The organism is Ornithinimicrobium cryptoxanthini (assembly GCF_023923205.1).
Taxonomy (GTDB): Bacteria; Actinomycetota; Actinomycetes; order Actinomycetales; family Dermatophilaceae; genus Ornithinicoccus; species Ornithinicoccus cryptoxanthini.
The window spans coordinates 3,001,159-3,020,896 of the sequence record NZ_CP099490.1 but is presented as its reverse complement, the minus strand read 5'-3'; the positions used below and the strand labels follow the sequence as shown (position 1 = coordinate 3,020,896).

The 19,738-nt window shown below is 68.5% G+C and carries 21 protein-coding genes; 7 read left to right on the top strand and 14 right to left on the bottom strand.

Annotated features, from left to right (window positions below; translation table 11 throughout):
* Positions 1-5 precede the first annotated feature (5 nt).
* The gene (locus tag NF557_RS13885) at positions 6-1,553 is read right to left on the bottom strand and encodes a gamma-glutamyltransferase (protein ID WP_252620124.1); all 1,548 of its coding nucleotides are present in this window, start codon (positions 1,551-1,553) and stop codon (positions 6-8) included.
* 174 nt (positions 1,554-1,727) lie between these two features.
* Positions 1,728-2,423, bottom strand: a complete 696-nt coding sequence (gene nucS / locus NF557_RS13880) for an endonuclease NucS (RefSeq protein ID WP_252620123.1) — start codon at positions 2,421-2,423, stop codon at positions 1,728-1,730.
* A gap of 38 nt (positions 2,424-2,461) precedes the next feature.
* On the opposite strand from nucS, the gene NF557_RS13875 reads away from it, so the two are divergent.
* A complete protein-coding gene (locus NF557_RS13875) occupies positions 2,462-4,117 on the top strand; it encodes a 3-hydroxyacyl-CoA dehydrogenase family protein (RefSeq protein ID WP_252620122.1) in 1,656 nt (551 codons plus the stop codon).
* Between the two features lie 35 nt (positions 4,118-4,152).
* Entirely contained in the window at positions 4,153-4,431 is a 279-nt protein-coding gene (locus NF557_RS13870; RefSeq protein ID WP_252620121.1) for a hypothetical protein, read from the top strand.
* Positions 4,432-4,858: 427 nt separating this feature from the next.
* Here NF557_RS13870 and NF557_RS13865 read toward each other — a convergent pair whose 3' ends face one another.
* On the bottom strand, positions 4,859-6,184 hold the full coding sequence (locus NF557_RS13865) for an AI-2E family transporter (protein ID WP_252620120.1): 1,326 nt from the start codon (positions 6,182-6,184) through the stop codon (positions 4,859-4,861).
* A gap of 10 nt (positions 6,185-6,194) precedes the next feature.
* Positions 6,195-6,686 (bottom strand): methylmalonyl-CoA epimerase, encoded by a 492-nt coding sequence (mce, locus tag NF557_RS13860; RefSeq protein ID WP_252620119.1) that lies wholly within the window; start codon positions 6,684-6,686, stop codon positions 6,195-6,197.
* Positions 6,687-6,755: 69 nt separating this feature from the next.
* Between mce and NF557_RS13855 the strand changes: the two genes are divergently transcribed.
* Complete coding sequence (locus NF557_RS13855; RefSeq protein ID WP_252620118.1) at positions 6,756-8,267, top strand: amidohydrolase; 1,512 nt, start codon at positions 6,756-6,758, stop codon at positions 8,265-8,267.
* A 42-nt stretch (positions 8,268-8,309) separates the two neighbouring features.
* On the opposite strand, the gene NF557_RS13850 is transcribed toward NF557_RS13855, so the two are convergent.
* Complete coding sequence (locus NF557_RS13850) at positions 8,310-9,014, bottom strand: winged helix-turn-helix domain-containing protein (protein WP_252620117.1); 705 nt, start codon at positions 9,012-9,014, stop codon at positions 8,310-8,312.
* A gap of 70 nt (positions 9,015-9,084) precedes the next feature.
* Here NF557_RS13850 and NF557_RS13845 point away from each other — a divergent pair, with 70 nt between their 5' ends.
* Together NF557_RS13845 and NF557_RS13840 are read left to right on the top strand one after the other, a co-directional pair.
* A complete protein-coding gene (locus NF557_RS13845; RefSeq protein WP_252620116.1) occupies positions 9,085-10,398 on the top strand; it encodes an MFS transporter in 1,314 nt (437 codons plus the stop codon).
* Positions 10,399-10,411: 13 nt separating this feature from the next.
* Positions 10,412-10,597 (top strand): hypothetical protein, encoded by a 186-nt coding sequence (locus NF557_RS13840; protein ID WP_252620115.1) that lies wholly within the window; start codon positions 10,412-10,414, stop codon positions 10,595-10,597.
* A 40-nt stretch (positions 10,598-10,637) separates the two neighbouring features.
* Here NF557_RS13840 and NF557_RS13835 read toward each other — a convergent pair whose 3' ends face one another.
* The gene (locus tag NF557_RS13835; RefSeq protein WP_252620114.1) at positions 10,638-12,605 is read right to left on the bottom strand and encodes a vWA domain-containing protein; all 1,968 of its coding nucleotides are present in this window, start codon (positions 12,603-12,605) and stop codon (positions 10,638-10,640) included.
* 160 nt (positions 12,606-12,765) lie between these two features.
* Between NF557_RS13835 and NF557_RS13830 the strand changes: the two genes are divergently transcribed.
* Positions 12,766-13,311: a hypothetical protein gene (locus tag NF557_RS13830; RefSeq protein ID WP_252620113.1), complete on the top strand. Its 546-nt coding sequence runs from the start codon at positions 12,766-12,768 to the stop codon at positions 13,309-13,311.
* A 47-nt stretch (positions 13,312-13,358) separates the two neighbouring features.
* Here the strand turns inward: NF557_RS13830 and NF557_RS13825 are convergent, their stop codons facing one another.
* Entirely contained in the window at positions 13,359-13,727 is a 369-nt protein-coding gene (locus NF557_RS13825; RefSeq protein WP_252620112.1) for a VOC family protein, read from the bottom strand.
* 169 nt (positions 13,728-13,896) lie between these two features.
* On the opposite strand from NF557_RS13825, the gene NF557_RS13820 reads away from it, so the two are divergent.
* The gene (locus NF557_RS13820) at positions 13,897-14,136 is read left to right on the top strand and encodes a hypothetical protein (RefSeq protein WP_252620111.1); all 240 of its coding nucleotides are present in this window, start codon (positions 13,897-13,899) and stop codon (positions 14,134-14,136) included.
* Between the two features lie 33 nt (positions 14,137-14,169).
* Here NF557_RS13820 and NF557_RS13815 read toward each other — a convergent pair whose 3' ends face one another.
* The 7 genes from NF557_RS13815 to NF557_RS13785 all read right to left on the bottom strand — a co-directional run bounded on the left by NF557_RS13815 (position 14,170) and on the right by NF557_RS13785 (position 19,655).
* Entirely contained in the window at positions 14,170-14,598 is a 429-nt protein-coding gene (locus NF557_RS13815) for an Ltp family lipoprotein (protein WP_252620110.1), read from the bottom strand.
* Between the two features lie 358 nt (positions 14,599-14,956).
* A complete protein-coding gene (locus tag NF557_RS13810; RefSeq protein ID WP_252620108.1) occupies positions 14,957-15,487 on the bottom strand; it encodes a hypothetical protein in 531 nt (176 codons plus the stop codon).
* 165 nt (positions 15,488-15,652) lie between these two features.
* On the bottom strand, positions 15,653-16,048 hold the full coding sequence (locus NF557_RS13805) for a type II toxin-antitoxin system VapC family toxin (RefSeq protein WP_252620107.1): 396 nt from the start codon (positions 16,046-16,048) through the stop codon (positions 15,653-15,655).
* Positions 16,045-16,320 carry a type II toxin-antitoxin system VapB family antitoxin gene (locus tag NF557_RS13800; protein WP_252620106.1) on the bottom strand — a complete coding sequence of 92 codons (276 nt, stop codon included), beginning with the start codon at positions 16,318-16,320 and terminating at the stop codon, positions 16,045-16,047. The genes NF557_RS13805 and NF557_RS13800 overlap by 4 nt, the downstream gene beginning before the upstream one ends.
* Before the next feature lie 174 nt (positions 16,321-16,494).
* A complete protein-coding gene (locus tag NF557_RS13795) occupies positions 16,495-17,868 on the bottom strand; it encodes a hypothetical protein (RefSeq protein ID WP_252620105.1) in 1,374 nt (457 codons plus the stop codon).
* 242 nt (positions 17,869-18,110) lie between these two features.
* Entirely contained in the window at positions 18,111-19,013 is a 903-nt protein-coding gene (locus NF557_RS13790) for a phosphotransferase enzyme family protein (protein WP_252620104.1), read from the bottom strand.
* Positions 19,014-19,286: 273 nt separating this feature from the next.
* The gene (locus NF557_RS13785) at positions 19,287-19,655 is read right to left on the bottom strand and encodes a hypothetical protein (protein ID WP_252620102.1); all 369 of its coding nucleotides are present in this window, start codon (positions 19,653-19,655) and stop codon (positions 19,287-19,289) included.
* Positions 19,656-19,738 lie beyond the last annotated feature (83 nt).

Below are 19,738 nucleotides of genomic sequence, written 5' to 3'. Positions count from 1 at the left end.
GTGCGCTAGCCGACCACAGTCGCCGAGTCGCGGCGCGGGTCGGCGACAGCGGTCAACTCTCCCTCGGGAGTGCGCAGCGCCGCTCCCACGCCCCCGAAATACATGGCGCGTCGCTCGTGCGCGTGCAGAGGCACCACCGCGCCGCTCGACCGCCCGACCAGTCCGGTGAGCGCCTCCTCCAGCTCGGCCGACTCCTCGAAGTCGATCCGCACGCCACCGTCGTCCAGGTGACGCACGTGCAACCGGGGTGCGTCCACGGCATACTGCAGCGTCTCTCCGTGCAGGCAGAAGTGGACCAGGACCTGCAGCAGCGCCGTGGTGATGCGGTCGGCCCCGGGAGTGCCGATCGAGAGGACTGTGCCGTCGCGGTGCCGGCCCGTCGTCGGCGCCATGTTTGAGGCCAGCCGGGTCCCCGGCGCCAGCGCGTGCAGGCCGCGGCGGTTGAGCTCCGGCTCACCCAGGGCGTTGTTGCCCAGCATGCCGGTGCCGCCGACGGACATCCCCGAGCCATAGCCCGACGACGCGGTGATGGCGCAGGCGTTGCCGTCGCTGTCGACCACGGAGACGTGCGCCGTGTCCTGCGAGGTGGGCAGCCCGACCGCACCCAGCGAGGCGATCGTCTCGAGCAGCTCGTGCCCCGCGACCTCGAGGTCGTCGGCGACATCCACCCGGTGCAACCGCAGGTCAAGGACGTCCTTCATCACCCGTGCGGCGTGGGCGGGAGAGACGCGTTCCTTGACGTCACCCAGCAGCCGGAGCATCGCGGTCAGCACCGCGCCGCCGATCGCCGGGGGCGGGTTGGCGGACAGGTCCCAGGCGCCGAGGGTGGTGCGCAGCGGCGTGCGCACCACCGGGCGGTACTCCGCCAGGTCCCGCGCCGTGAGCAGGCCTCCGCGCTCGTCCATGTCGGCCACGATCCGCGCCGCGATGTCACCGGTGTAGACGCTGGCGGCACCCTCCTCGCCGATCTGGCGCAGCGTCGCCACGAGCGCATCGTCGCGGATCAGGTGCCCAGGTGCCCAGGCGGTCGCGTCGTGGGTGTAGATCCCGCGGGTGGTCGGGTCCCACGCAAAGATCGTGTGCGCGACCAGCTCGAAGTAGGACGCCGCCGTGTGGCTCAGCTGGAAGCCGTCGGCGGTGATCATGGCCGCTACCCCCAGCAGCTCGCCCCAGGGCGCGGCGCCGAACCGCTCGTGCGCCAGGCCCATCCCGGCAAACATGCCAGGGGTCGCGACCGACCCCGGCCCGGCATAGGTGGTCAAGCCGCCACCGTAGGTCGTGACGCACTCGATCAGGCCGCTGCCGAACCGCGCGGGGTCGGCACCGCGACCCGGCATCTCGACGTTGCCGTCGATCACGACCGGGTCGCCCTCGGCCGGCCAGATGTTGATGAACGCCCCGGCCAGCGGGCTGATGATCCCCGGTTCGGTCGCGGTCGCCGTGATCATCGCGGCGATCGCGCCGTCCACGGCGTTGCCACCGGCGCCCAGGGCGTGCAGCCCCGCCTGGGTGGCCGACGGGTTGGGTGCGGCGATGGCGGCGCGGCGGGTCATGGGGTGATTGTGCCCCCGCTCCCTGGTGCGCGCACCCGGCGACTGTTCGTCGGCACCCCGCCGCCTGCTCGTCTTAGAGCCGGAAAATGATCTTGGAGCCTGTTGCAGCCGGCCCGAAGATACATTTCCGGCTCCAAGACGTGGGGGCTGGGCAGGTAGGAGCGCCAGAAAGCGTCAGAAGAGCCGGTCGGCGGAGTTGTCCATGCCGCGCAGCGCCTCGTAGTCCAGTGTCACGCAACGGATCCCACGGTCTGTGGCCAGCACCCGCGCCTGGGGCTTGATGACCTGGGCGGCAAAGACTCCCTGGACCGGTGTCAGGTGCGGGTCGCGGTTGAGCAGCTCCAGATAGCGTGTCAGCTGCTCCACGCCGTCGATGTCGCCGCGGCGCTTGATCTCCACCGCGACCGTCGCCCCGGTGGCGTCCTTGCAGAGGATGTCGACGGGGCCGATGGCGGTGGCATACTCCCGGCGCAGCAGCGTGTAGCCGTCGCCCAGGGTGCTGATGTGCTCGGCCAGCAGCGCCTGCAGCTGGGCCTCCACGCCGTCCTTGACCAGACCGGGGTCGATGCCCAGGTCGTGCGAGGAGTCCGAGAGCACCTCGTGCAACCGGATCCGCAGCGTGTCCTCCCGCTTGCCGTGTCGCACGACCCAGACCGACTCGACCCCCTCGGCAGTCTCGTCCTCATCCGGCTCGAGCTCCGACATACTGCACGGCGGTGCCATCCAGTTCAGCGGCTTGTAGGACCCGCCGTCGGAGTGGATCAGGACCGACCCGTCCGCCTTGACCATCAACAACCGGGTCGCCAACGGCAGGTGGGCCTGCAGGGCTCCCGCATAGTCCACGCTGCACCGGGCAATCACGACACGCACGTGCACACCCTAGACAAGGCAGGTGAGAGGATCGGCGCATGGCACGTGAGATCAAGACTGTCGGAGTCGTCGGACTGGGCACCATGGGTGCTGGGATCGTGGAGGTGTTCGCCCGCGGCGGCCTGACCGTGATCGGGGTGGAGAGCACCCAGGAGTATGCCGAGCGTGGCCGGGGCATCCTGCAGACCTCCACGGATCGTGCGGTCGCCCGGGGCAAGCTGGACGAGGCCGGGCAGGCGCAGATCCTGGGTCGCATCACGATCACGACGGAGTATGCCGATCTGGCGCCGGCCGATCTCGTGGTCGAGGCCGTGCCCGAGATCATGTCGCTCAAGCACGAGGTGATCGGCAGGCTCGAGGACGTCCTGGGCGACGACGCGATCGTGGCGACCAACACCTCCAGCCTGTCCATCACCGAGATCGCCGCGCCCGCCAAGGTGCCCGGCCGCGTCATCGGCATGCACTTCTTCAACCCGGCGCCGATCCTCAAGCTGGTCGAGGTCATCACCACCCCGCTCACCGACCCGGAGACGACCGAGACGGTGCGGGCGCTGTCCGAGGGCCTGGGCAAGAAGCCGGTCGTGATCGGGGACCGGGCCGGGTTCGTGGCCAACTACCTGCTCTACGGCTACTTCGTCGCCGCGATGCGGATGTATGAGTCCGGCCACGTCAGCCGCGAGGACCTGGACACCGCCGTGCGCGTCGGCATCGGCCTGCCGATGGGCCCGCTGACCCTGGGTGACCTGGTCGGGCTCGACGTCCTGCACCACATCTCAGACGTGATCTATGGCCACAGCCGCAGTCAGCACCACGCCCCGAGCACGATGCTCGAGCGGATGGTGCTGGCCGGGCGGCTCGGCCGCAAGAGCGGTCAGGGCTTCTACACCTTCGCCAAGCCGGGCAGCGGGCAGGTCGTGGACGACGAGCTGACCCCCGCCGGCGGGACCGGCCGGGACGTGCAGTCGGTCGGGGTCATCGGCTCCGGCGCGCTCGCCGACGAGCTGGCGAGCCGGTTCACCGAGGGCGGGTTCGAGGTGGTCCAGGTGGCCGATGCCTCGGACGACCTGTCCGGGCTGTCGGCGGTGGGCCTGGTCGTCGAGGCGCAGGACGAGGACCTGGACATCGACGCGGCCGAGGAGCTGCGTGACGTCGACGACCTGTTCGCCGAGCTCGGTGAGGTCACCGTGCCGGGCACGATCCTGGCCACCGCCAACACCTACTCCGCCGTCGCGCTCGCCTCGATCAGCGGGCGCGCCGAGGACACCGTGGTGCTGCGGGTGCACGCGCCGACGCCCAACGGTCAGGTTATCGAGGCGGGGCGGACGATCAAGACTTCGCAGGAGACCGTGGACACCGTGCGCGCCGTGATCTCTGCGATCGGTGCCGAGGCCGTGGTCTGCAAGGACCGCACCGGCCTGGTGGTCGACGCGCTGCTGGTGACCCACCTCAACGACTGTGTCCGGATGCTGGATGAGGGCTATGCGAGCGCCGAAGACATCGACACCGCGCTGCAGTTCGGACTGGGCTATCCGGTCGGTCCGTTCGCGATGATCGACCAGCTCGGTGCCGACGAGGTGCTCGCCGTGGCCGAGGAGCTCTACACCGGGACCGCCGGCTTCCAGTCGCACCTGGCGCCGTCGCCGCTGCTCGTGGAGCACGTGCTCCTGGAGGAGCCCTTCCTCAGCGGCGAGTGATGGGTCGCTCCAACCGGAAGCGTCGTGGCGGGCGCGTGCCGCCGCGACGGGACGGGCCGGCTGGCTCCGAGCGTCGTCCCGTGCTCGACGAGGTCGAGTTCGCCGGGCAGGAGTGGGCCTTCCGCCAGGTCCGGGGCAATGACTCCGGGCGCAGCTATCTGTGCCCGGGCTGCCAGCAGGACGTGCCGGCGTCCAGTGCCCACACCGTGGCCTGGCCGGCGTCGAGCATGTCGGGCGTGGAGAACCGGCGGCACTGGCACACGACGTGCTGGAACGCCCGCGACCGGCGCCGACCGGGGCACGCCTGGGCATGAGTGATCACACTGTCCTCCTGCTCGTGCTGGGGATCATCCTGGCGGTGACCGAACTGTCCCGCTGGTGCCGCGTCGCCCCACCCATTTTCATAGCGGTTTTGCGGGTGTTTCCCGCATTTTGCGAGTGGTTTTGCAGGGGCCCCTGCGCACTGGGTGTCACTGACGAGCAGTTGCGCGGTTTGCCGCCTGGCACGAGGGAGCTCGGTCGGTGACGGCGGTGCCGCATCTCGACCTCATCTGTGACCCGGGCCAGGAGACCGACAGTTCGCGGCGAGGCCGACCAACGCGTGTGGCACGGCTGGATCCGGGGCGGTGCCACGAGCGCGACCAAGGTGAGGCACGGCATACCGTCGATGCCGTCCAGGTTCGGCAAGCAAAACCACTATGAAAATGCGTGCGCGGCCCGCAAAACCTTTATATTTTTTGGTTAGAGGCGGGCCTGGCGGGGGATGACGACCTCGTTGTAGATCAGCAGCAGGCCGGCGGCCACCGGGATCGCGATGAGGGCGCCGAGCACACCCATCAGCGTGCCGCCGGCGAAGACCGCGACGACGGTGACCGCGCCGGGCACCGAGACCGTGCGGGACATGATGCGCGGCACGATGACGTAGTTCTCGAACTGCTGATAGATCACGTAGTAGATGAGCACGACCAGGGTGACCACCCACCCCTGACTCATTGCGACGAGCGCCACGATCACCGCGCCGAGAGTCGCGCCGATGAGTGGGATGAGTCCCAGGACGCCGACCAACACGGCCAGCACCGCGGCATACGGCACACCGAGCAGGGACATCATGACCCAGGACGCGGAGCCGTTGATGCTGGCCACCGCGACCTGGCCCAGCGCATAGCCGCCGACCCGGCGCATGATCTCCTCGGCCAGCCCGATCACCCGCGCCCGGCGGCTCATCGGCACGATCTTGTAGCCCGCGTCCTTGACGGTGGGCAGGGCCGCGAGGAAGTAGAGCGTGAGCACCAGGGCTGTGAAGGCCCCGATGAGCCCACCGGCCAGCCACCCGGCCGCGCCGAGGACGCCGCCGAAGATGGTGGACAGGAAGGTGCTGTCCTGGAGCCGGTTCTCGATCTCGGCGTTGATCCGGTCGCTGATGTCATAGCGCGCATCGAGCTGCTGCACCCAGGGCTGGGCGTTGAGATCGTCGAGATAGCGCGGCATGCGCTCGATCAGGGTCGAGGTCTCCTGCACGATCGGTGGCACCACGAGCCAGCCCAGCAGGCCCAGCACCGCGACCATGCCGAGGAAGACGGTGAAGACCCCGGCGGGGCGGCTGAACCCACGGTTGGTCAGGCTCGTGACGATCGGGTTGAGGGCCAGGGTCAGGAAGACGGCGATCAGCACGAAGGTGATCACCGAGCTGAGCCGGGAGACGTTCTGCGCCAGGAACCAGGCGGTCAGCACGCCCAGCGCGCCGAAGAAGCCGAACATGAACGGTGAGGTGACGGTCATCAGGTCACGGCGCGAGTCCCCGGACGCCTCCGGGGTGTCACGCGCAGGGCCGGCAGGCTCCGTGCTCGGACCGGGCAGACCGGGCAGGTGTGCCTGACCGTGCGTGCGCTCGAGCAGCTCGCGCTGCAACCGGTTGCTCTCGGCGAGCTCGGACAGCTGTGAGTGCCGATAGCGGCGCCAGGTCTCCACGGCCTCGCGCCCGCGCCCGGCCATCGACCCGCGGCCGACCCTGGGCAGCCGCAACCGGCCGCGGCTCCCGGCTCTCGCGCTCGACTCTGCCTCGCTCACCGGCTCATCATCACCCAACGGGTCCCCGATCGCCGGGGACCGCGCCGGAGTCGGTCGAGGGTGGCTCGACGAGCTCGATCAGCACCCCGCCGGCGTCCTTGGGGTGCACGAAGTTGATTCGGCTCCCGCCGGTCCCGCGGCGAGGACCGTCATAGAGCAGCCGCAGACCACGCTCGCGCAGCGTCGCACTGACCGCCTCGACGTCGGCGACGCGGTAGGCGAGCTGCTGCAGACCGGGACCGGAGCGGTCGATGAACTTGGCGATGGTCGACTCGGGGCCGGTCGGGGCGAGCAGCTGGACCACCGCACCGCCGGGCTGCGCACCGGCTGGTCCCATCATCGCCTCGCGCACCCCCTGCTCGGCGTTGGTCTCCTCGTGCAGCACCTCCAGCCCGAGCACATCACGTTGGAAGGCGATCGCCGCGTCCAGGTCGGGCACGGCGATGCCCACGTGGTCGATGGCGAGCAGCAGCGGTGCGAGGTCGTCGGGCAGGCCGGTCATGGGATGACCCTATCGAGGCGCCGCGGGTCGATGTGTGGGTTGGGCGGTCACAGACGTACCGTTGCCGCCATGAACGATCTGCTGGTGCGGGATGTGCGCCCCGTGCCGCTCGGCAGGGCGGGGGAGACCTCGCCCGTCGACATCCTCATCAGGGACCGCGCGGTCGTCGCCGTCGGAGTCGGTCTGGCTCGTCCGGCTGGTGTCGCCGAGCTGGCGGGGGAGGGTCGCTGGGCCATGCCCGGCCTGTGGGACCAGCACGTGCACATGGTCCAGTGGGCACTGGTGCGCTCCCGCCTCGACCTGTCCTCCGCCAAGAGCGTCGAGGAGGCGCTGGAGATCGTGCGCCGTGGCCTGACCGGCGCGCCGGGGCCCTCCCGCGCGGACGCCTCGCAGACCCCGCTCGTCGGGTTCGGGCATCGCTCGGCCAGCTGGCCGCGGCGAGCGACCCCGGCCGACCTCGACGAGGTGAGTCCCGACCGGCCCGTCGTGCTGGTCAGTGGGGACGCGCACCACGGCTGGCTCAACACCGCGGCGATGCGCCTGCTCGACGTCCCCTGGCGCGACGGGCTGGTCGTGGAGAACGAGTGGTTCGACGCCTATGACCGGCTGGGCGACCTGCCCGGGGCGGCCAGCCAGGCCGAGGCAGCGGCGGTCGACGCGGTGCGTGAGGCGCGGCAGCGCGGCGTCGTGGGGGTCGTCGACCTCGAGTTCAGCCCGTCCTGGGACCGCTGGCCCTCCCGGCTGGCCGTGACCGGTCCCTTCCGGGTGCGGACGGGGGTGTATGCCGGCCGGTTGCCTGAGGTCATCGCCCGCGGCTGGCGCACCGGCGACCCCCTGCCGGGCACCGACCACTGGGCGACCATGGGCCCGTTGAAGGTCATCTCCGACGGCTCGCTCAACACCCGGACGGCCTGGTGCTGCGAGCCGTATGCCGACGGCGCCACCCTGGCGCAACCGCTCGGCATGGCCAACTTCGGCGAGGCCGAGCTGACCGATCTGGTGGCGACAGCGCACCAGCACGGGTTGGAGACGGCGCTGCACGCGATTGGCGACCGGGCGGTGGCGCAGGCGCTGGCAGTCTTCGCGAGGACCGGCGCGAGCGGCTCCATCGAGCACGCCCAGCTCCTGCCGGCGGGCGGGCTGGCGCAGTGGGCCGCGCTGCCGGTCCGCGCGAGTGTGCAGCCGGCGCATCTGCTCGACGATCGGGGTGTCACCGAGCAGTGCTGGCCGGACCGCACCGCTCGGGCGTTTGCGCTGGGGTCGTTGCGCGAGCACGGCATCCCGATCGTGCTGGGCTCGGATGCCCCGGTCGCACCGCTGGACCCGTGGCTGGCCATGGCGGTGGCCGTCTGCCGCGCGCCCGAGGGAGGCGAGCCGTGGCACCCCGAGCTGTCGCTGACGCCGAGGGAGGCGCTGGCCGCGTCCGTGGACGGGCGCACCCTGGCCGTGGGTCAGCCCGGGGACCTGGTCCTGCTTGACGCCGACCCGCTGGCCGGCGGCGACCCCGCCGTGCAGGCCAAGGTGCTGCGCACCATGACGGTCTCGGCGACCGTGGTCGGCGGCCACCTGGTGGCTGAGTAGCCGCGAGCAGCGACGCCACCTCCTGCTCGTGAGGTGGCGGGCTCAGTCCTCCGGCAGCGGGAACACGTCCAGGAAGACGCGCACCCGGCGGGTCCCCTCGCCCTCGGCAGGCTCGACGTCCGCGTCACCGGCAGCGCCAGCGGCAGCGCCAGCCGCCTCGTGCCGCGCCTTCGCCGCCTCGGTGTGCTCGTGGATGACCTCTATCAGCGCCCGACCCAGCTCGTCAGCCTCGTCCGCCGACATCGTCGCGGTGCTGCGGCTGTGCAGGGAGCTGGTCTGCCACGGCTCCGGCTCCTCGACCGAGCGGAGATACCACTCGCGCAGTGACTCGGCCCGCTGAGCCACCTGGTTGTGCAGCATCGTCTCGACCGCCGGCCGGGTCGCTGAGTCCTTGCCCAGCTCGATGCCGTCCATGCGGAAGCCGACCGCCTTCCACCAGCGCTCGCGGCCGGTGCCGCGCCCGGGGTCCTCCTCGACGAAGCCGTGCCGCTCCAGCTGGCGCAGGTGATAGCTGGTCTGCCCGGTGCTCTCGCCCGTGTGCTTGGCCAGCATCGTCGCTGTGGCCGCCTCACGGTCGTTCAGGTAGTCATACATCGCCATGCGTAGCGGGTGGGCGAACGCCTTCATGGCGCTGGCGTCGATCTGTCTGGCGAAATACGTCGGCTCGACGGAGGCGTCCCCCATCGAGGGGCCCCCGGTGGAGGCGTCGCCAGAAAAAGTATCGGAAGGGGTCTTGCGCTCGGCCATGATGCAGAGGTACCTTTGCAGAGAAAGTTATGCAGATGTTCTTCTGCACCTACTCTACGGGAGCGGCACGATGAGCACCACCACCGCAGCGACCACCACAGCGACCACCACAGCGACCACCCAGCCCACGCGAGCCGAGCGGCTCGGCCGGCCCTTCGGCATACACCTGGGCGGGGTCGGGCTGGCCAACCTGGCCGACGGCATCGTGCTGGGCGGGCTGCCGCTGATCGCGGTCACGCTCACCCGCTCACCGAGCGAGATCTCGCTGCTGCAGGTCGCGTTCTGGCTGCCCTGGCTGCTGCTCGGTGTCTCCGCCGGAGTGGTGGTCGACCGGCTCGACCGCCGGCACGTCCAGCTGGCCGGAGCCGCGGTGCGCGTGCTGCTCCTGGGGGGTATGACGTGGCTCGCCGCCACCGACCGGCTCACCATGGCGCTGCTCATCGCAGCGGTCGGCATCTATGGCATCACCCAGGTGTTCGTCGACCTCGCGGGGTCCTCGATCATCCCGCAGCTGGCGCCGCAGTCGCGGCTGTCCGCGGCCAACGGGCGGGTGATGGGCGCCGAGACGGTCTTCAACAACTTCGTCGGCGGACCCGTCGGCGGCCTGCTCTTCGTCGTCGGGGCCGGGTGGGTCTTCGGTGTCCCGGCTGCGCTGGGGGTCGTCTTCCTCCTCCTGATCGGGCTGGGGCTGCGTGGGAGCTACCGCGCCGAGCGGTCGCCCGAGCCGGTCGGGGGCAAGCTGCACGAGCTGCTCGAGGGCTTCCGGTTCCAGGTCAGCCACCCCGTGCTGCGCCCGCTGCTGCTGACCGGCTCCGCACTCAACTTCGCCAGCACGGCATACTTCGCGGTCTTCATCCTGTGGATGGTCGGGCCGGAGTCGCGGGTCGGCCTGACCCCCGAGCAGTACCCCCTGCTCCTGGCGGTCCTGGCCGTCGGTGCCGTCGCCGGAGCCCTGCTCGCCGAGCGGTTGGTGGGACTGGTCGGTGAGGTGCCGCTGCTGATCGGCGGCTGGTTCCTCAACTCGGCGCTGCTCCTCGTGCCTTTCCTGGTCCCGCACGCCGGGGCCATCGCGGCCGCCTTCCTGGTCGTGGGCTTCACCAACATGTGCGGCAACGTCGTCGGGCGCACCATGCGACAGCGCCTGGTCCCGGTCGCCAAGCTCGGCAAGGTCGGCGGCGCCGGGGGGATGATCGGCTACGGCCTGATGCCACTGGGTGCGCTGCTGGGGGGCGCGGTGGCCGAGGTGTGGGGCCTGCCGACCGTCTTCGTCGGGGCGGTCGTGCTCAGCCTGCTGGCGACCGCCTACGCCGCCACCCGCGTGACCACCGCTCTCGTGCAGGAGCACGAGATCACGGCCCAGACCACCAGCACGCAGAACGCCTGAGAGGAGGATCGCCATGTGTTCACTGATCGACATCGACCTGGCCACGGACGCGCACGACCAGCGCACCCGCAGCCTCGAGCACCGTCTGGCGGCGCGGACGCGCACGTCCAGCGCACCCGCAGCCTCGAGCGCCGTCTGGCGGCGGGTGCTGCCACCCGCCGCCGCGACGCTGCCACCCGCAGCCTGGCAGGAGCCCTAGTCCCCGAGTGGTGACGACACGGGCACGGTCGGCGCCCCGCTCAGGTGCGCATCGCCCTGGCGAGCACGAACCCGCCCGCGACCAGGAGAGCCATGCCGAGTGCGGCCAGGCCGACGATCAGGCCCAGCGGAGCGCCGTCGTCGGTGGCCGCGACAGGTGGCGCTGCCGCGGTGTCCTCCGTCGCCTCCTCGGGCGCGGGGGCACTCCTCTCCTCCGAGGTGTCCACACTGGTCTCAGCAGGCTCAGCCGTTGCTGTGGTGACGTCGTCCGCGGAGGAGGGGTCGGCATACGCCGGCTCGCCGGAGACCTCACCGAACACCTCGGTGGTGAGGGTGAACGGGACCGTCGGCCGCACCTCGCTGTTCGAGGTCAGGCTCACCCCGACCCAGTAGTCGCCCGCGAGGGCCGACCCCAGCTGGTTGCCGGAGGTGCGGTTGGCCCAGCGCACCTCGTGGGTCGTGACGGCAGCCTGCACGGCGCGGTCGTCATAGATGATCGCGCGGCGCCTGAGGTCGCCGGCCCTGGCGATCAGGTCCTCGGCCGCGCTGCGGGTCGGCCCGACGATCACGACGTCCGCGATGTCGCTTGCCCCGCTGGTCGTGTCGGCGAAGACGCCGGTCGGACGGGGGAACTCCACCAGGGCCTGCAGGCGCTGGCCATAGTCCACCGGGACCCGGAAGAAGACGATCTCTCCGCGGGTGATCTCCGAGGAGTAGGTGCCGCCCGGCTCGATCCGGGGTGCGTCATTGAGCGATGACCCGCCGACGACGTCGCCGACCGGCTCGCCCGGCTCCAGCTCCTGCCACTCGGAGCGGGGAGCCACACCCGGGAGCTCGTCGGCGTTGCTGACCGGGGGCTCCTCCCTGACCACCATCTCGAACTGGCCATCCTGCAGCTCCTCCGAGCCGCCCTGCAGCTCGAGGCGCAGGATCACCTCGTCGTCCTCCTGGCATGGCCCGTCGTCGCCGTACCGCGCCGAGCTGACCCCGGCGGTGCCGAACGAGTTGCCCGCCCCGGCGCTCCAGGGAGAACCGTGGATGGTGCCGCAGCTGTCGCCGTCGGGCGACTCGAGCCACATGCGGTAGGAGCCGAGACCGCCGGCCTCGGGACGCATCGTGACTCCGACGTGCAGCGTCGAGCCGGGAGTCGTGCGCTGCAGCCGGTAGAACTTCGGGGTGTCCTGGTTGATCGGCATGGTGTCGGTGAACTGCCCCTCGCCCACGGTCGGCGCGGTGGCGGGGTCGGTGGTGCCGACGACCGGGTCGCCGGCGACGCTGAAGGGGCGGAAGGCGCGGGTCGACATTTGCGTCAGCGCACTGGTGAGCGTGTCGGTGTCGGCGGCGTCGATGTAGGTGCCGTTGCCGGCCTCGGCGATGCACTGCAGCTGCTCGCGCGCCTCGGAGTCGACGTCGAGCCCGACGACGTGGATGGCCAGCTCGATGCCGTCCTGGGTGAGGTCCTCGGCGACCTCGCACGGGTCGGGGTCGCAGGTCGAGATGCCGTCGGAGACCAGCAGGATCGAGCGCTGGCCGTCCGAGCCCAGGTCCGTGGCGGCCTCCTGGAGCGCATAACCGATCGGGGTCTCGCCGCCATACGGCTCATAGTCCTGGACCGCAGCGCTCAGCGCGGCCTGGTTGCCGGTGCCGACCGGCACCACCAGCTCGGAGTCCGCACACGCGGCCGCGGTGTCGGACTCGCTCTCGGTGGAGGCGAACAGCCGCAGCCCGACCTGCTGGTCGTCCCCGAGGTCGTTGATGACCGCGTCGAGTGCGCTGCGGGCGCCCTCGATCTTGGGGGTGCCGGCGCCGTCCTCGTCCCGCATGGAGCCGGAGGCATCCAGCACCAGGAGCAGCTGCCCATCGGTGGACGCTGTGGTGTCTGGGGTCGTGCCGGTGGCTGGGGCGGTGGCGGTGCCTGGGGCGGTGGCGAGCGCCGGTGTCGCCAGGAGCGCGGTGCTGAGCATGGTCGCCAGCGCGGTCGCGGCGCAGCGTGCGGTGGGCCTGGTCATCGTGGTCCCCTCAAGGTCGTGAATGTTTGCGATGGCAAACATATGAGGTTGCAATCGCAAAGTCAAGCCTCATCGCTGAGGTGGCGTTTCGGCATACTGTAGCTGCGGGAGCACGACGTGCCGCACGGAACCGCTAAGGTGGCGTTCGCGGACGCAAACGATGAGGGAGGTGCTGAGCGTGGTGGAGACCGTCGAGCGCAACCGACAGGCACAGCGGGAGGCGTATGGCGAGCCGCTCGCCGACGCCTTCCGCCGCCTGATGGGTGCCTTCGAGCTGACTCAGGCTGGTCTGTCGCGGGTCCTGGGGATGTCGCCGCCGATGCTGTCCCAGCTGATGAACGCCCAGCGCGTCAAGATCGGCAACCCGGCGGTGCTGCACCGGATGCACGTCCTGGAGGAGCTGGCCGACGGGGTCCGCGCGGGGAGTGTGTCGGCGCAGGACCTGCCAGCGCGACTGGATGACATCCAGGCTCTGACCGGCCACTGGACCCGCACCGAGGCGCAGGCCAGCCCGACCGGCGAGCACGCGGTGGTGGATGGCATGCGAAACCTGCTGCGGGCCGTCGCCTCCGGCCAGGAGCTGAGCTCAGCGGCGGCGGCGCTTGAGGGCTCGCACCCCGCGCTGGCTGAGCTGCTCCGGGTCTATGGCATGGGGCCGGACGGCCCGGCGCGGGAGCACTTCGCGCGGCACCGCGACCTGTTCTGAGTCGCCCGCCACCCAGCGCCGACGAGCGAACCGCACGTCCGGCGACGTCACTCGCCGGTGTCAGTGACTCCTTCGTAGAGCCCGACCGCGTTGCCGTCCGGGTCCTCGAAGATCGCCCACCAGCTGGTCTCGCTGATCGCGTCCTTCTCCATCAGGATCTTGCCGCCCTGCTCGGTCACCTTGGTGAGAGTGTCGTCGATCGAGTCCACCTCGACATAGGACCGGGGCTGGGTGAAGCCCTCGCTGCGCGGTGCCAGGCCGCCGCCGCTGATCTTGTTGGGCGCCTGCCACATCGGGTAGCCCTCGTAGCCGGGGATCTCAGCGATCTGCCAGCCGAAGAGCGTGCTGTAGAAGGTCTGGGCCTTGTCCATGTCGCTGACCGGGATGTCGATGTGGGTGATGTCGCCGTGGGGCATGGTGCCTCCTCGAGTCGGTGTGGCGCTGGTCGGCCACCATGAGTCGAGTCTGGCACCGAGCGCCGACAGTCGCTGCTCACGCTCCGGTGTCATCACGGGCGAGGGTTCCCTCATGGCGGGGGTCGCGCGAGCGAGAGCGCGCTGAGCGGTGCCGCCCTACGGTAGTCAGATGAGCGACCAACCCACCGGCAGTGCCACCGACGAAGTCTCCGACGCCCGACAGGAAGCCGCTGAGAATGTGGTCGAGCGCGTCGAGAGCTGGGACGAGGGTGCCGAGCCAGCGACCGTCCGGGAGGACCTCCAAGAAGGGATGGAGCAGGCCGGTGCGAGAGTCGAGGACGCGGAGCTGGACCGGATGTCCGAGGAGATCCACGACGACGGCAGCACCGAGGCGCCCGAGGTGGAGTGAGCCTGCTGCCGCGTCGGGGCGATGGCGATTAGGTCAGAGACCGACGGCGTCAGCGGCGTGCTCGGCCTGGGCCTGCGTGAACTGCTCCCCATACTCCGACATCAGCTGGTCGATCAGACCCTGCCGGGAGAAGTGCGTGAACTCAAGGTAAGACTCTGCGGAACCGACTGCCTGCTCCATCCAATCCACGAGGCCGTTGTCCTCGAGGTACTCCACCGCGAACGTGGCATCGGCCTCCGAGAAGCCCTCACCATATTCGGAGGACAGCTGGCCAATGAGGCCCTTCTTGGAGAAGTGGGTGAACTCAAGGTAGGACTCTGCGGAACCGATCGCCTGCTCCTGAGACCTGGTGATATCCGACGGCTTCGGGGCGGCGTCACTGGCAGGTTTTTCGGCTTCCTGAGTGGGCGCAGCGGTCGCGGCGGCTGTCTCGGTGACCGTCACCGTCTCGGTCACGGTCACCTGTGCAGTGCTCTCATCATCGGTCGCGCTCGTCGCCGCAGGGGTTGGTTCGACCGTATGCGTGACGGTTGCGGTCACCGTGGCCGGCGCGGCAGCATCCGGTGGCTCTGACGTGCCGGCACATGCAGTCAGTAGGGCAAGGCACAGGATGAGGAGAGGAAGGGGAGCGTGTTTCCTCGGGAACGTTGTGCTCATGGTTGCTGCTTCCGCCGACGGAACACCGCTGGGGCGTTCCCCCGCGGGAATGGTCTCATCAGACCAGATCTCAGCGATGAGTGGAATAGGTCATCGTGAGACCCTTGTCACCATGGGGGTACCCCGGCGTGGTCAGAGACCACCCGTCCGCCCAGGCGGCCACTCAGGACTTCTTGGCCACCCCGGCATACGTGCCGCCCACGGCGACCTGAGCGTCTGCCCGCAGGACGGCCCGCGCGTCGTCGCCGTCCAGGAGGATGATGGCGTCGATGGCACCGCCGACCCGGGTGCGGCCGGCGTAGCTGAGCTGCCCGCTGACGGACTCGCCGAGCACCTCGCCCGTGAACTCGCCCTCAAAGCGGAAGAGGTCGAAGTAGGTCCCTGGTGGGGAGGCGAGCGCGTCAGCGCACGGTGCGAAGATCACGGCCGTGGTCACGCCGACGGCCTCGCCGGTCACGGTGCCGGTGAGCGTGAGGGCTCCGTTCACGGTGAACTCGCACTTGTTGCCCCGGACATCACGGGCCTGGAGTGAGCTGAAGTCAACCGACGCGAGGAAGTCACCCTCAGCGTGCTGTGCCCCGCGGGTCGCTGTCGGCGTGGCCGGCCCGGTGGCCGCGGCCCCCAGGGGAAACCCCAGGAGACAGGTGGCGGCGACCGCAGTGATCACAGTGGCGCGTGCAGTGTGTGTCCTCATGTCTGTGCCTCTCGTGCGCGAAGGACGCCGGAGCACAACCTGGAGCGAGAGCTCCGCCACACCAAGTGTGGCAGTGATGGTTCGGCGGCACCAGGGTCTGTGGCCCCGCAGCTCCGTGACGAGGGAAATGTGCGCGTGTCGGTGGCGGCATCCGTGTCACGCAAATCATGGTGCCGCTCGGGGGACTCCTGCCGCAGCAAAGTCGTCGCCAACATAGAGCAAGGGTTCGCCCGTCGCGCGGTGCAGGGCGTAGGCGTAGCAGTCGCCCATGTTGAACCGAGCCGGGTGTCCCGAGCCCCTGCCAAAGTCTCGGTAGGCCTCACGGGCGAGGGCCCAGTGCGTGGCATCGAAGGGCACGATCTCCACAGCAAGTGCCGCAAGGAGGTCATCGAGCCGCCGACGCTGCTGAGGTGAGGAGCGGCTGTCCAGGACGATCGAGGCCTCCAGCGCAGTGGCGGCACTCATCCGCAGGTGCGCTGACTCCACAGCGAGGTTCAGCAGGACCTCGCTGTCTTCCTCGTCAGTCAAGATGGCCACGAGCGCGGAGGTGTCGAGGATCATCGAGGCAGCCCGTGCTCGTCATAGAGCCAGTCCTCGGAGTGCCTGATGCGGCGGAGTTCGTCCTCGGAGAGATCCTCGCGGAACGCCTCAGCGATCCGCCGCGCTCGCGCGTGCCGGTCCCGGTGCTCGACCGTGGGACCGCTCTCGGACTGGACCTCGCGGAGCCTTCTGCGCACGGCATCCTCGACCGCCGCGGTCTGGGACTGGCCCGTCGCCGCCGCGAGCTCACGCACCAGGCGGTGCGTGGTGGGGTTCTTGATATTGAGGCTCATGGTAGAAGTCTACCCTCGGCGCATCGTAGTCTACCAAGAGAAGAAGTATCTGCAGTCCCAGCGCGAGTCGCTCCGTTCGGGCGCCCCGCCCAGTACGGGGTCAGGCACGGGTCGCGCAAACAGGAAGTGGTGATCGTGGCGGCCCAGTTGGCGGCGGAACTTGTCCAGTCGGTTCTAGTGCGACTTCTTATGAATTCGTTGCGTCCTCTGTTCGGAGTCTTCCCTCTCGACAGGCGTGGAATGGTGCGGATGGCGGTTCGGGGCGTCGTCGTCGGGCGGTTCTTCACCGTCGAATGGCCCAGATAAGGGCGCAGAATGGCCCGAGATATCGGCTACAGACTCAGTGTGAGATAAGGATCCCGCTGTGATGCTGGGCTTTTCCGGACTTGCCTCTCTCATTGAAACCGGTTTAGATCCCACAGGGTCTGATGTGATGCTCTTGGAATGAGTCAGTCTCGCCCTTGGGGCACGGCTCACGGGCGCGCCAGGACGGATTGGTCGGCGTTGAGCGGCGTCGCGACTTCGGTGCACTCGATATAAAATATAGTGGAGGGCGATAATGGCGAACATCAGCCCGGCTACGATCGCAAATAGCGGCAGATAGCGTGTGGCGAACATTGACTGTGAGGCGTCAATCTCAGCGGCTCCAATCCCAAAGAAACCGAAGATGATGCCGAACGGTATGGTCAAAGTTGAGGCGATACCGATGCTCAAAGACCAACGCTTCGATCGAGCTTCTGACTGGATCGTCATGCGGGAATCTAAGGCATCCTGCTCTAATCGCACTAGTTCGTTCAACCTTACGAGAAGTCTTTCGAGCGCACTCCGGTTCCCTTCAGTATCAAATGCTTCAAAGAGAGCTCGGTGGTAACTTTCAACCCGAAGGGCAGGAATGTACGGCATCATCGTGGAGAGACCGTCGATGCAAAGTGCGATTCTATTCTCGGTGCCCGCTATGACGCGGTTTACAGCTTCCAGTCGCAGGCGTGTCTGTTGAACGCTCGCTACGGCGCGCTCAGTTGTGCTTTGCTCGCCCAGTTCACGCCCCAAGGCTGCGATCTCGGCTAGGAGTCGGTGTCGAGCGTCGGCGATGACACTGACCGCGGCGGTGCCCACCACAACGGATAGAAATGCGCAGTTTTCGATGTAGTCTTGTTGACCCCAAAGTACCGTGACGAAAGGGCCAAGAGCTGCTCCACGGCCCGGGCGGCGATTGAGTTCATCGGGACGACGGATGCTGCTGTATTCCCCGCGAGCAGGCATATCAGCGCGGTAGATGAGCCGCTGGATTTCGTCATCGGTTAGTTCACGCTCGCCAGGTTCGGAGAATACGACCATCTGGTGTGTGCGCGCGACGCAGCCACCTGATTCTGGTGGCGGTGGCGGATCTTGTGGACCTAGCGTGAGATCCCCGTAGTACATATCCTCCAGAGCCGCCACGAGATCGGAGATGCCGTCCGCAGGAGTGATGTCGACCAATTGGACGATGAAGTCCGTGCCTGCCCCTGGCATGCTCCAGAGTGAATGGATCGCTCGGTTGGTCTCCAACCGTCCTTCTACCCGGTTCCACCTGACGTGCTGTGGATCGACGTCGTCAACGGATCTGCACCTCGGAAGGATAGCACCGTGTTGACGCACGTGTGCCGCCAGACGTCCGAACTGCAAGACGTCTGCAATGGGTTTGGATTCCCCGGTTGTTACGGCGGGCGAGGTGACCTCTTTGACGAGGACGAGCCGGATAGTTGTCCGGCTGCTCCATGGGGCGAGCCACTCATGGGGCAGCGCAGGACTCAGATCGGACGCCAAGGGTCATGGTCCTTCCAGTCGGTGTCCCAGGTATCTATTCGGTGCAGAAGTTCGGTTTGTGCTGCCGAGTCGTACGCCCAGAGGGTGGCGAGCCAGGTGTTCATCGTGGCCTCCCGAACGACGGTGAGTCGCTCGGCAAGTTCCCAGTCCGGGTCATCACCATAGCCAGCCCGGAAATCGGACCACAGCCGATCATCACGGTGGAACCGATGGTAGGAGACGAGGGATGGGGCGAGATCAAACTCGCGAGGACCGGTGCACAGATCATCCAGGTCGATGAACCTGGCACTATCTCGAAGCCAAACCAGGTTCCCGATGTGAGCGTCGCCGTGCAACAGCACACTGCCGGATGCCAGGGACTCTTCCAGCGCCGTCACGGCGAGGTCCGCATGTTTGGACAGAGCTGTCACGATGTCTACCGGCACGTCAGCATCCAACCCCGTGAGGCGCTCCTCGAATCTGGCTCTCACATCCACAGTGGGCAGGGCCGCAGGTGGCGTGATGTCGTGCAGCGCGTTGAGGGTGGCGCCGAGGGCACGCTGATCCGTTGTCCCCGCTGGGAGGCCTTTTGGCCACGCGGTCACGACGACGCTGCCGTCCTTCGCGGCCCTTTCGTTCCTTGCTGCCACGACGGGAGCGCCCGCACTGTCGAGTGAGGCGACGAGCTGCAGGTTCTCTTCGACCTCCCGTGATCGGCACACATGCTGAACGCGAAAGACGGTCGTCTCAGCCGTGTCCTTGAGTACCAGGTTGGATCCACGCCGAATCACCTCTACGCCCGACACGTCATGACCGAGCAGTTGTTGGGCTAGGCGGTGCATCGACTCGGACGGTACGCCGTCCGGGGCCATAGCCCATTCAAGGAGGTCGATCTTCGAGGTAGTCATAACTAGGGATCGTATGCAACTGTTTCCACTCACCCCCAGGGGGTGCGCCACGCATGCAAGCGACGAGTGAGCAGGCGACGCCGCCACACTTGGAGCACTTCTCCCTTTTCCTCGGGACTGAGGGTCCGGAGGACTCGCTGGTGGTCCTCCTTCTTCCGCAGGCCGTGAAGGGGGCGGCGCGCCCGGCCGGGGCCGCGTCGACGCCCAGTTCAGCGGCCACGCAGGCACGCCCCGCTCACTGACACGCCACAAGAGGCCGGGCGAGTGCTCGCCTCACTCGTGGCGACGCGCGGCGAGAGATGCGTTGCCAGCGGCATCAACATATCCCGCCCACCCCATCCGCTCGAGTGCCTTGGCCACGCCGTCAGTGACGTGCTCGGTGATCAGAATGGTGTTGTTGGGAGGTGGTCCGGCCAGTGTGATGAGGCTGGGGCGGACGGTGCGCCTGATATGGGCTTGAAAGCCGTGCTCGCCGCCTGCCCACCGCACCTCCAGATGCCCGTCCACTACTTGAGCGTCGGTTCCCTTGTGGGGGAGGTAGTCCCATCGAGTGTCCAAGTTCAGGGCCTTGAGCAAGCGCATGACGACCCTGAGCAGCCCGTCGCGCCCTAGAGCGTGCTCTTTGCGTTCCACTTCGCGCATATGTTCATGCCACGGGAACAAGTGGAAAATTGGAACAACGCTCCCAGGTCCTGAAACTGAGGACGCTGCGTCACGACCAACAT

Excerpts from the sequence above, each read along its gene's own strand:
- NF557_RS13885 (WP_252620124.1), bottom strand. The coding sequence starts at position 1,553 with ATGACCCGCCGCGCCGCCATCGCCGCACCCAACCCGTCGGCCACCCAG.
- NF557_RS13875 (WP_252620122.1), top strand. The coding sequence starts at position 2,462 with ATGGCACGTGAGATCAAGACTGTCGGAGTCGTCGGACTGGGCACCATG.
- mce (WP_252620119.1), bottom strand. The coding sequence starts at position 6,686 with ATGACCGGCCTGCCCGACGACCTCGCACCGCTGCTGCTCGCCATCGAC.
- NF557_RS13855 (WP_252620118.1), top strand. The coding sequence starts at position 6,756 with ATGAACGATCTGCTGGTGCGGGATGTGCGCCCCGTGCCGCTCGGCAGG.
- NF557_RS13850 (WP_252620117.1), bottom strand. The coding sequence starts at position 9,014 with ATGGCCGAGCGCAAGACCCCTTCCGATACTTTTTCTGGCGACGCCTCC.
- NF557_RS13845 (WP_252620116.1), top strand. The coding sequence starts at position 9,085 with ATGAGCACCACCACCGCAGCGACCACCACAGCGACCACCACAGCGACC.
- NF557_RS13840 (WP_252620115.1), top strand. The coding sequence starts at position 10,412 with ATGTGTTCACTGATCGACATCGACCTGGCCACGGACGCGCACGACCAG.
- NF557_RS13835 (WP_252620114.1), bottom strand. The coding sequence starts at position 12,605 with ATGACCAGGCCCACCGCACGCTGCGCCGCGACCGCGCTGGCGACCATG.
- NF557_RS13830 (WP_252620113.1), top strand. The coding sequence starts at position 12,766 with ATGAGGGAGGTGCTGAGCGTGGTGGAGACCGTCGAGCGCAACCGACAG.
- NF557_RS13825 (WP_252620112.1), bottom strand. The coding sequence starts at position 13,727 with ATGCCCCACGGCGACATCACCCACATCGACATCCCGGTCAGCGACATG.
- NF557_RS13820 (WP_252620111.1), top strand. The coding sequence starts at position 13,897 with ATGAGCGACCAACCCACCGGCAGTGCCACCGACGAAGTCTCCGACGCC.
- NF557_RS13810 (WP_252620108.1), bottom strand. The coding sequence starts at position 15,487 with ATGAGGACACACACTGCACGCGCCACTGTGATCACTGCGGTCGCCGCC.
- NF557_RS13805 (WP_252620107.1), bottom strand. The coding sequence starts at position 16,048 with ATGATCCTCGACACCTCCGCGCTCGTGGCCATCTTGACTGACGAGGAA.
- NF557_RS13800 (WP_252620106.1), bottom strand. The coding sequence starts at position 16,320 with ATGAGCCTCAATATCAAGAACCCCACCACGCACCGCCTGGTGCGTGAG.
- NF557_RS13790 (WP_252620104.1), bottom strand. The coding sequence starts at position 19,013 with ATGACTACCTCGAAGATCGACCTCCTTGAATGGGCTATGGCCCCGGAC.
- NF557_RS13785 (WP_252620102.1), bottom strand. The coding sequence starts at position 19,655 with ATGCGCGAAGTGGAACGCAAAGAGCACGCTCTAGGGCGCGACGGGCTG.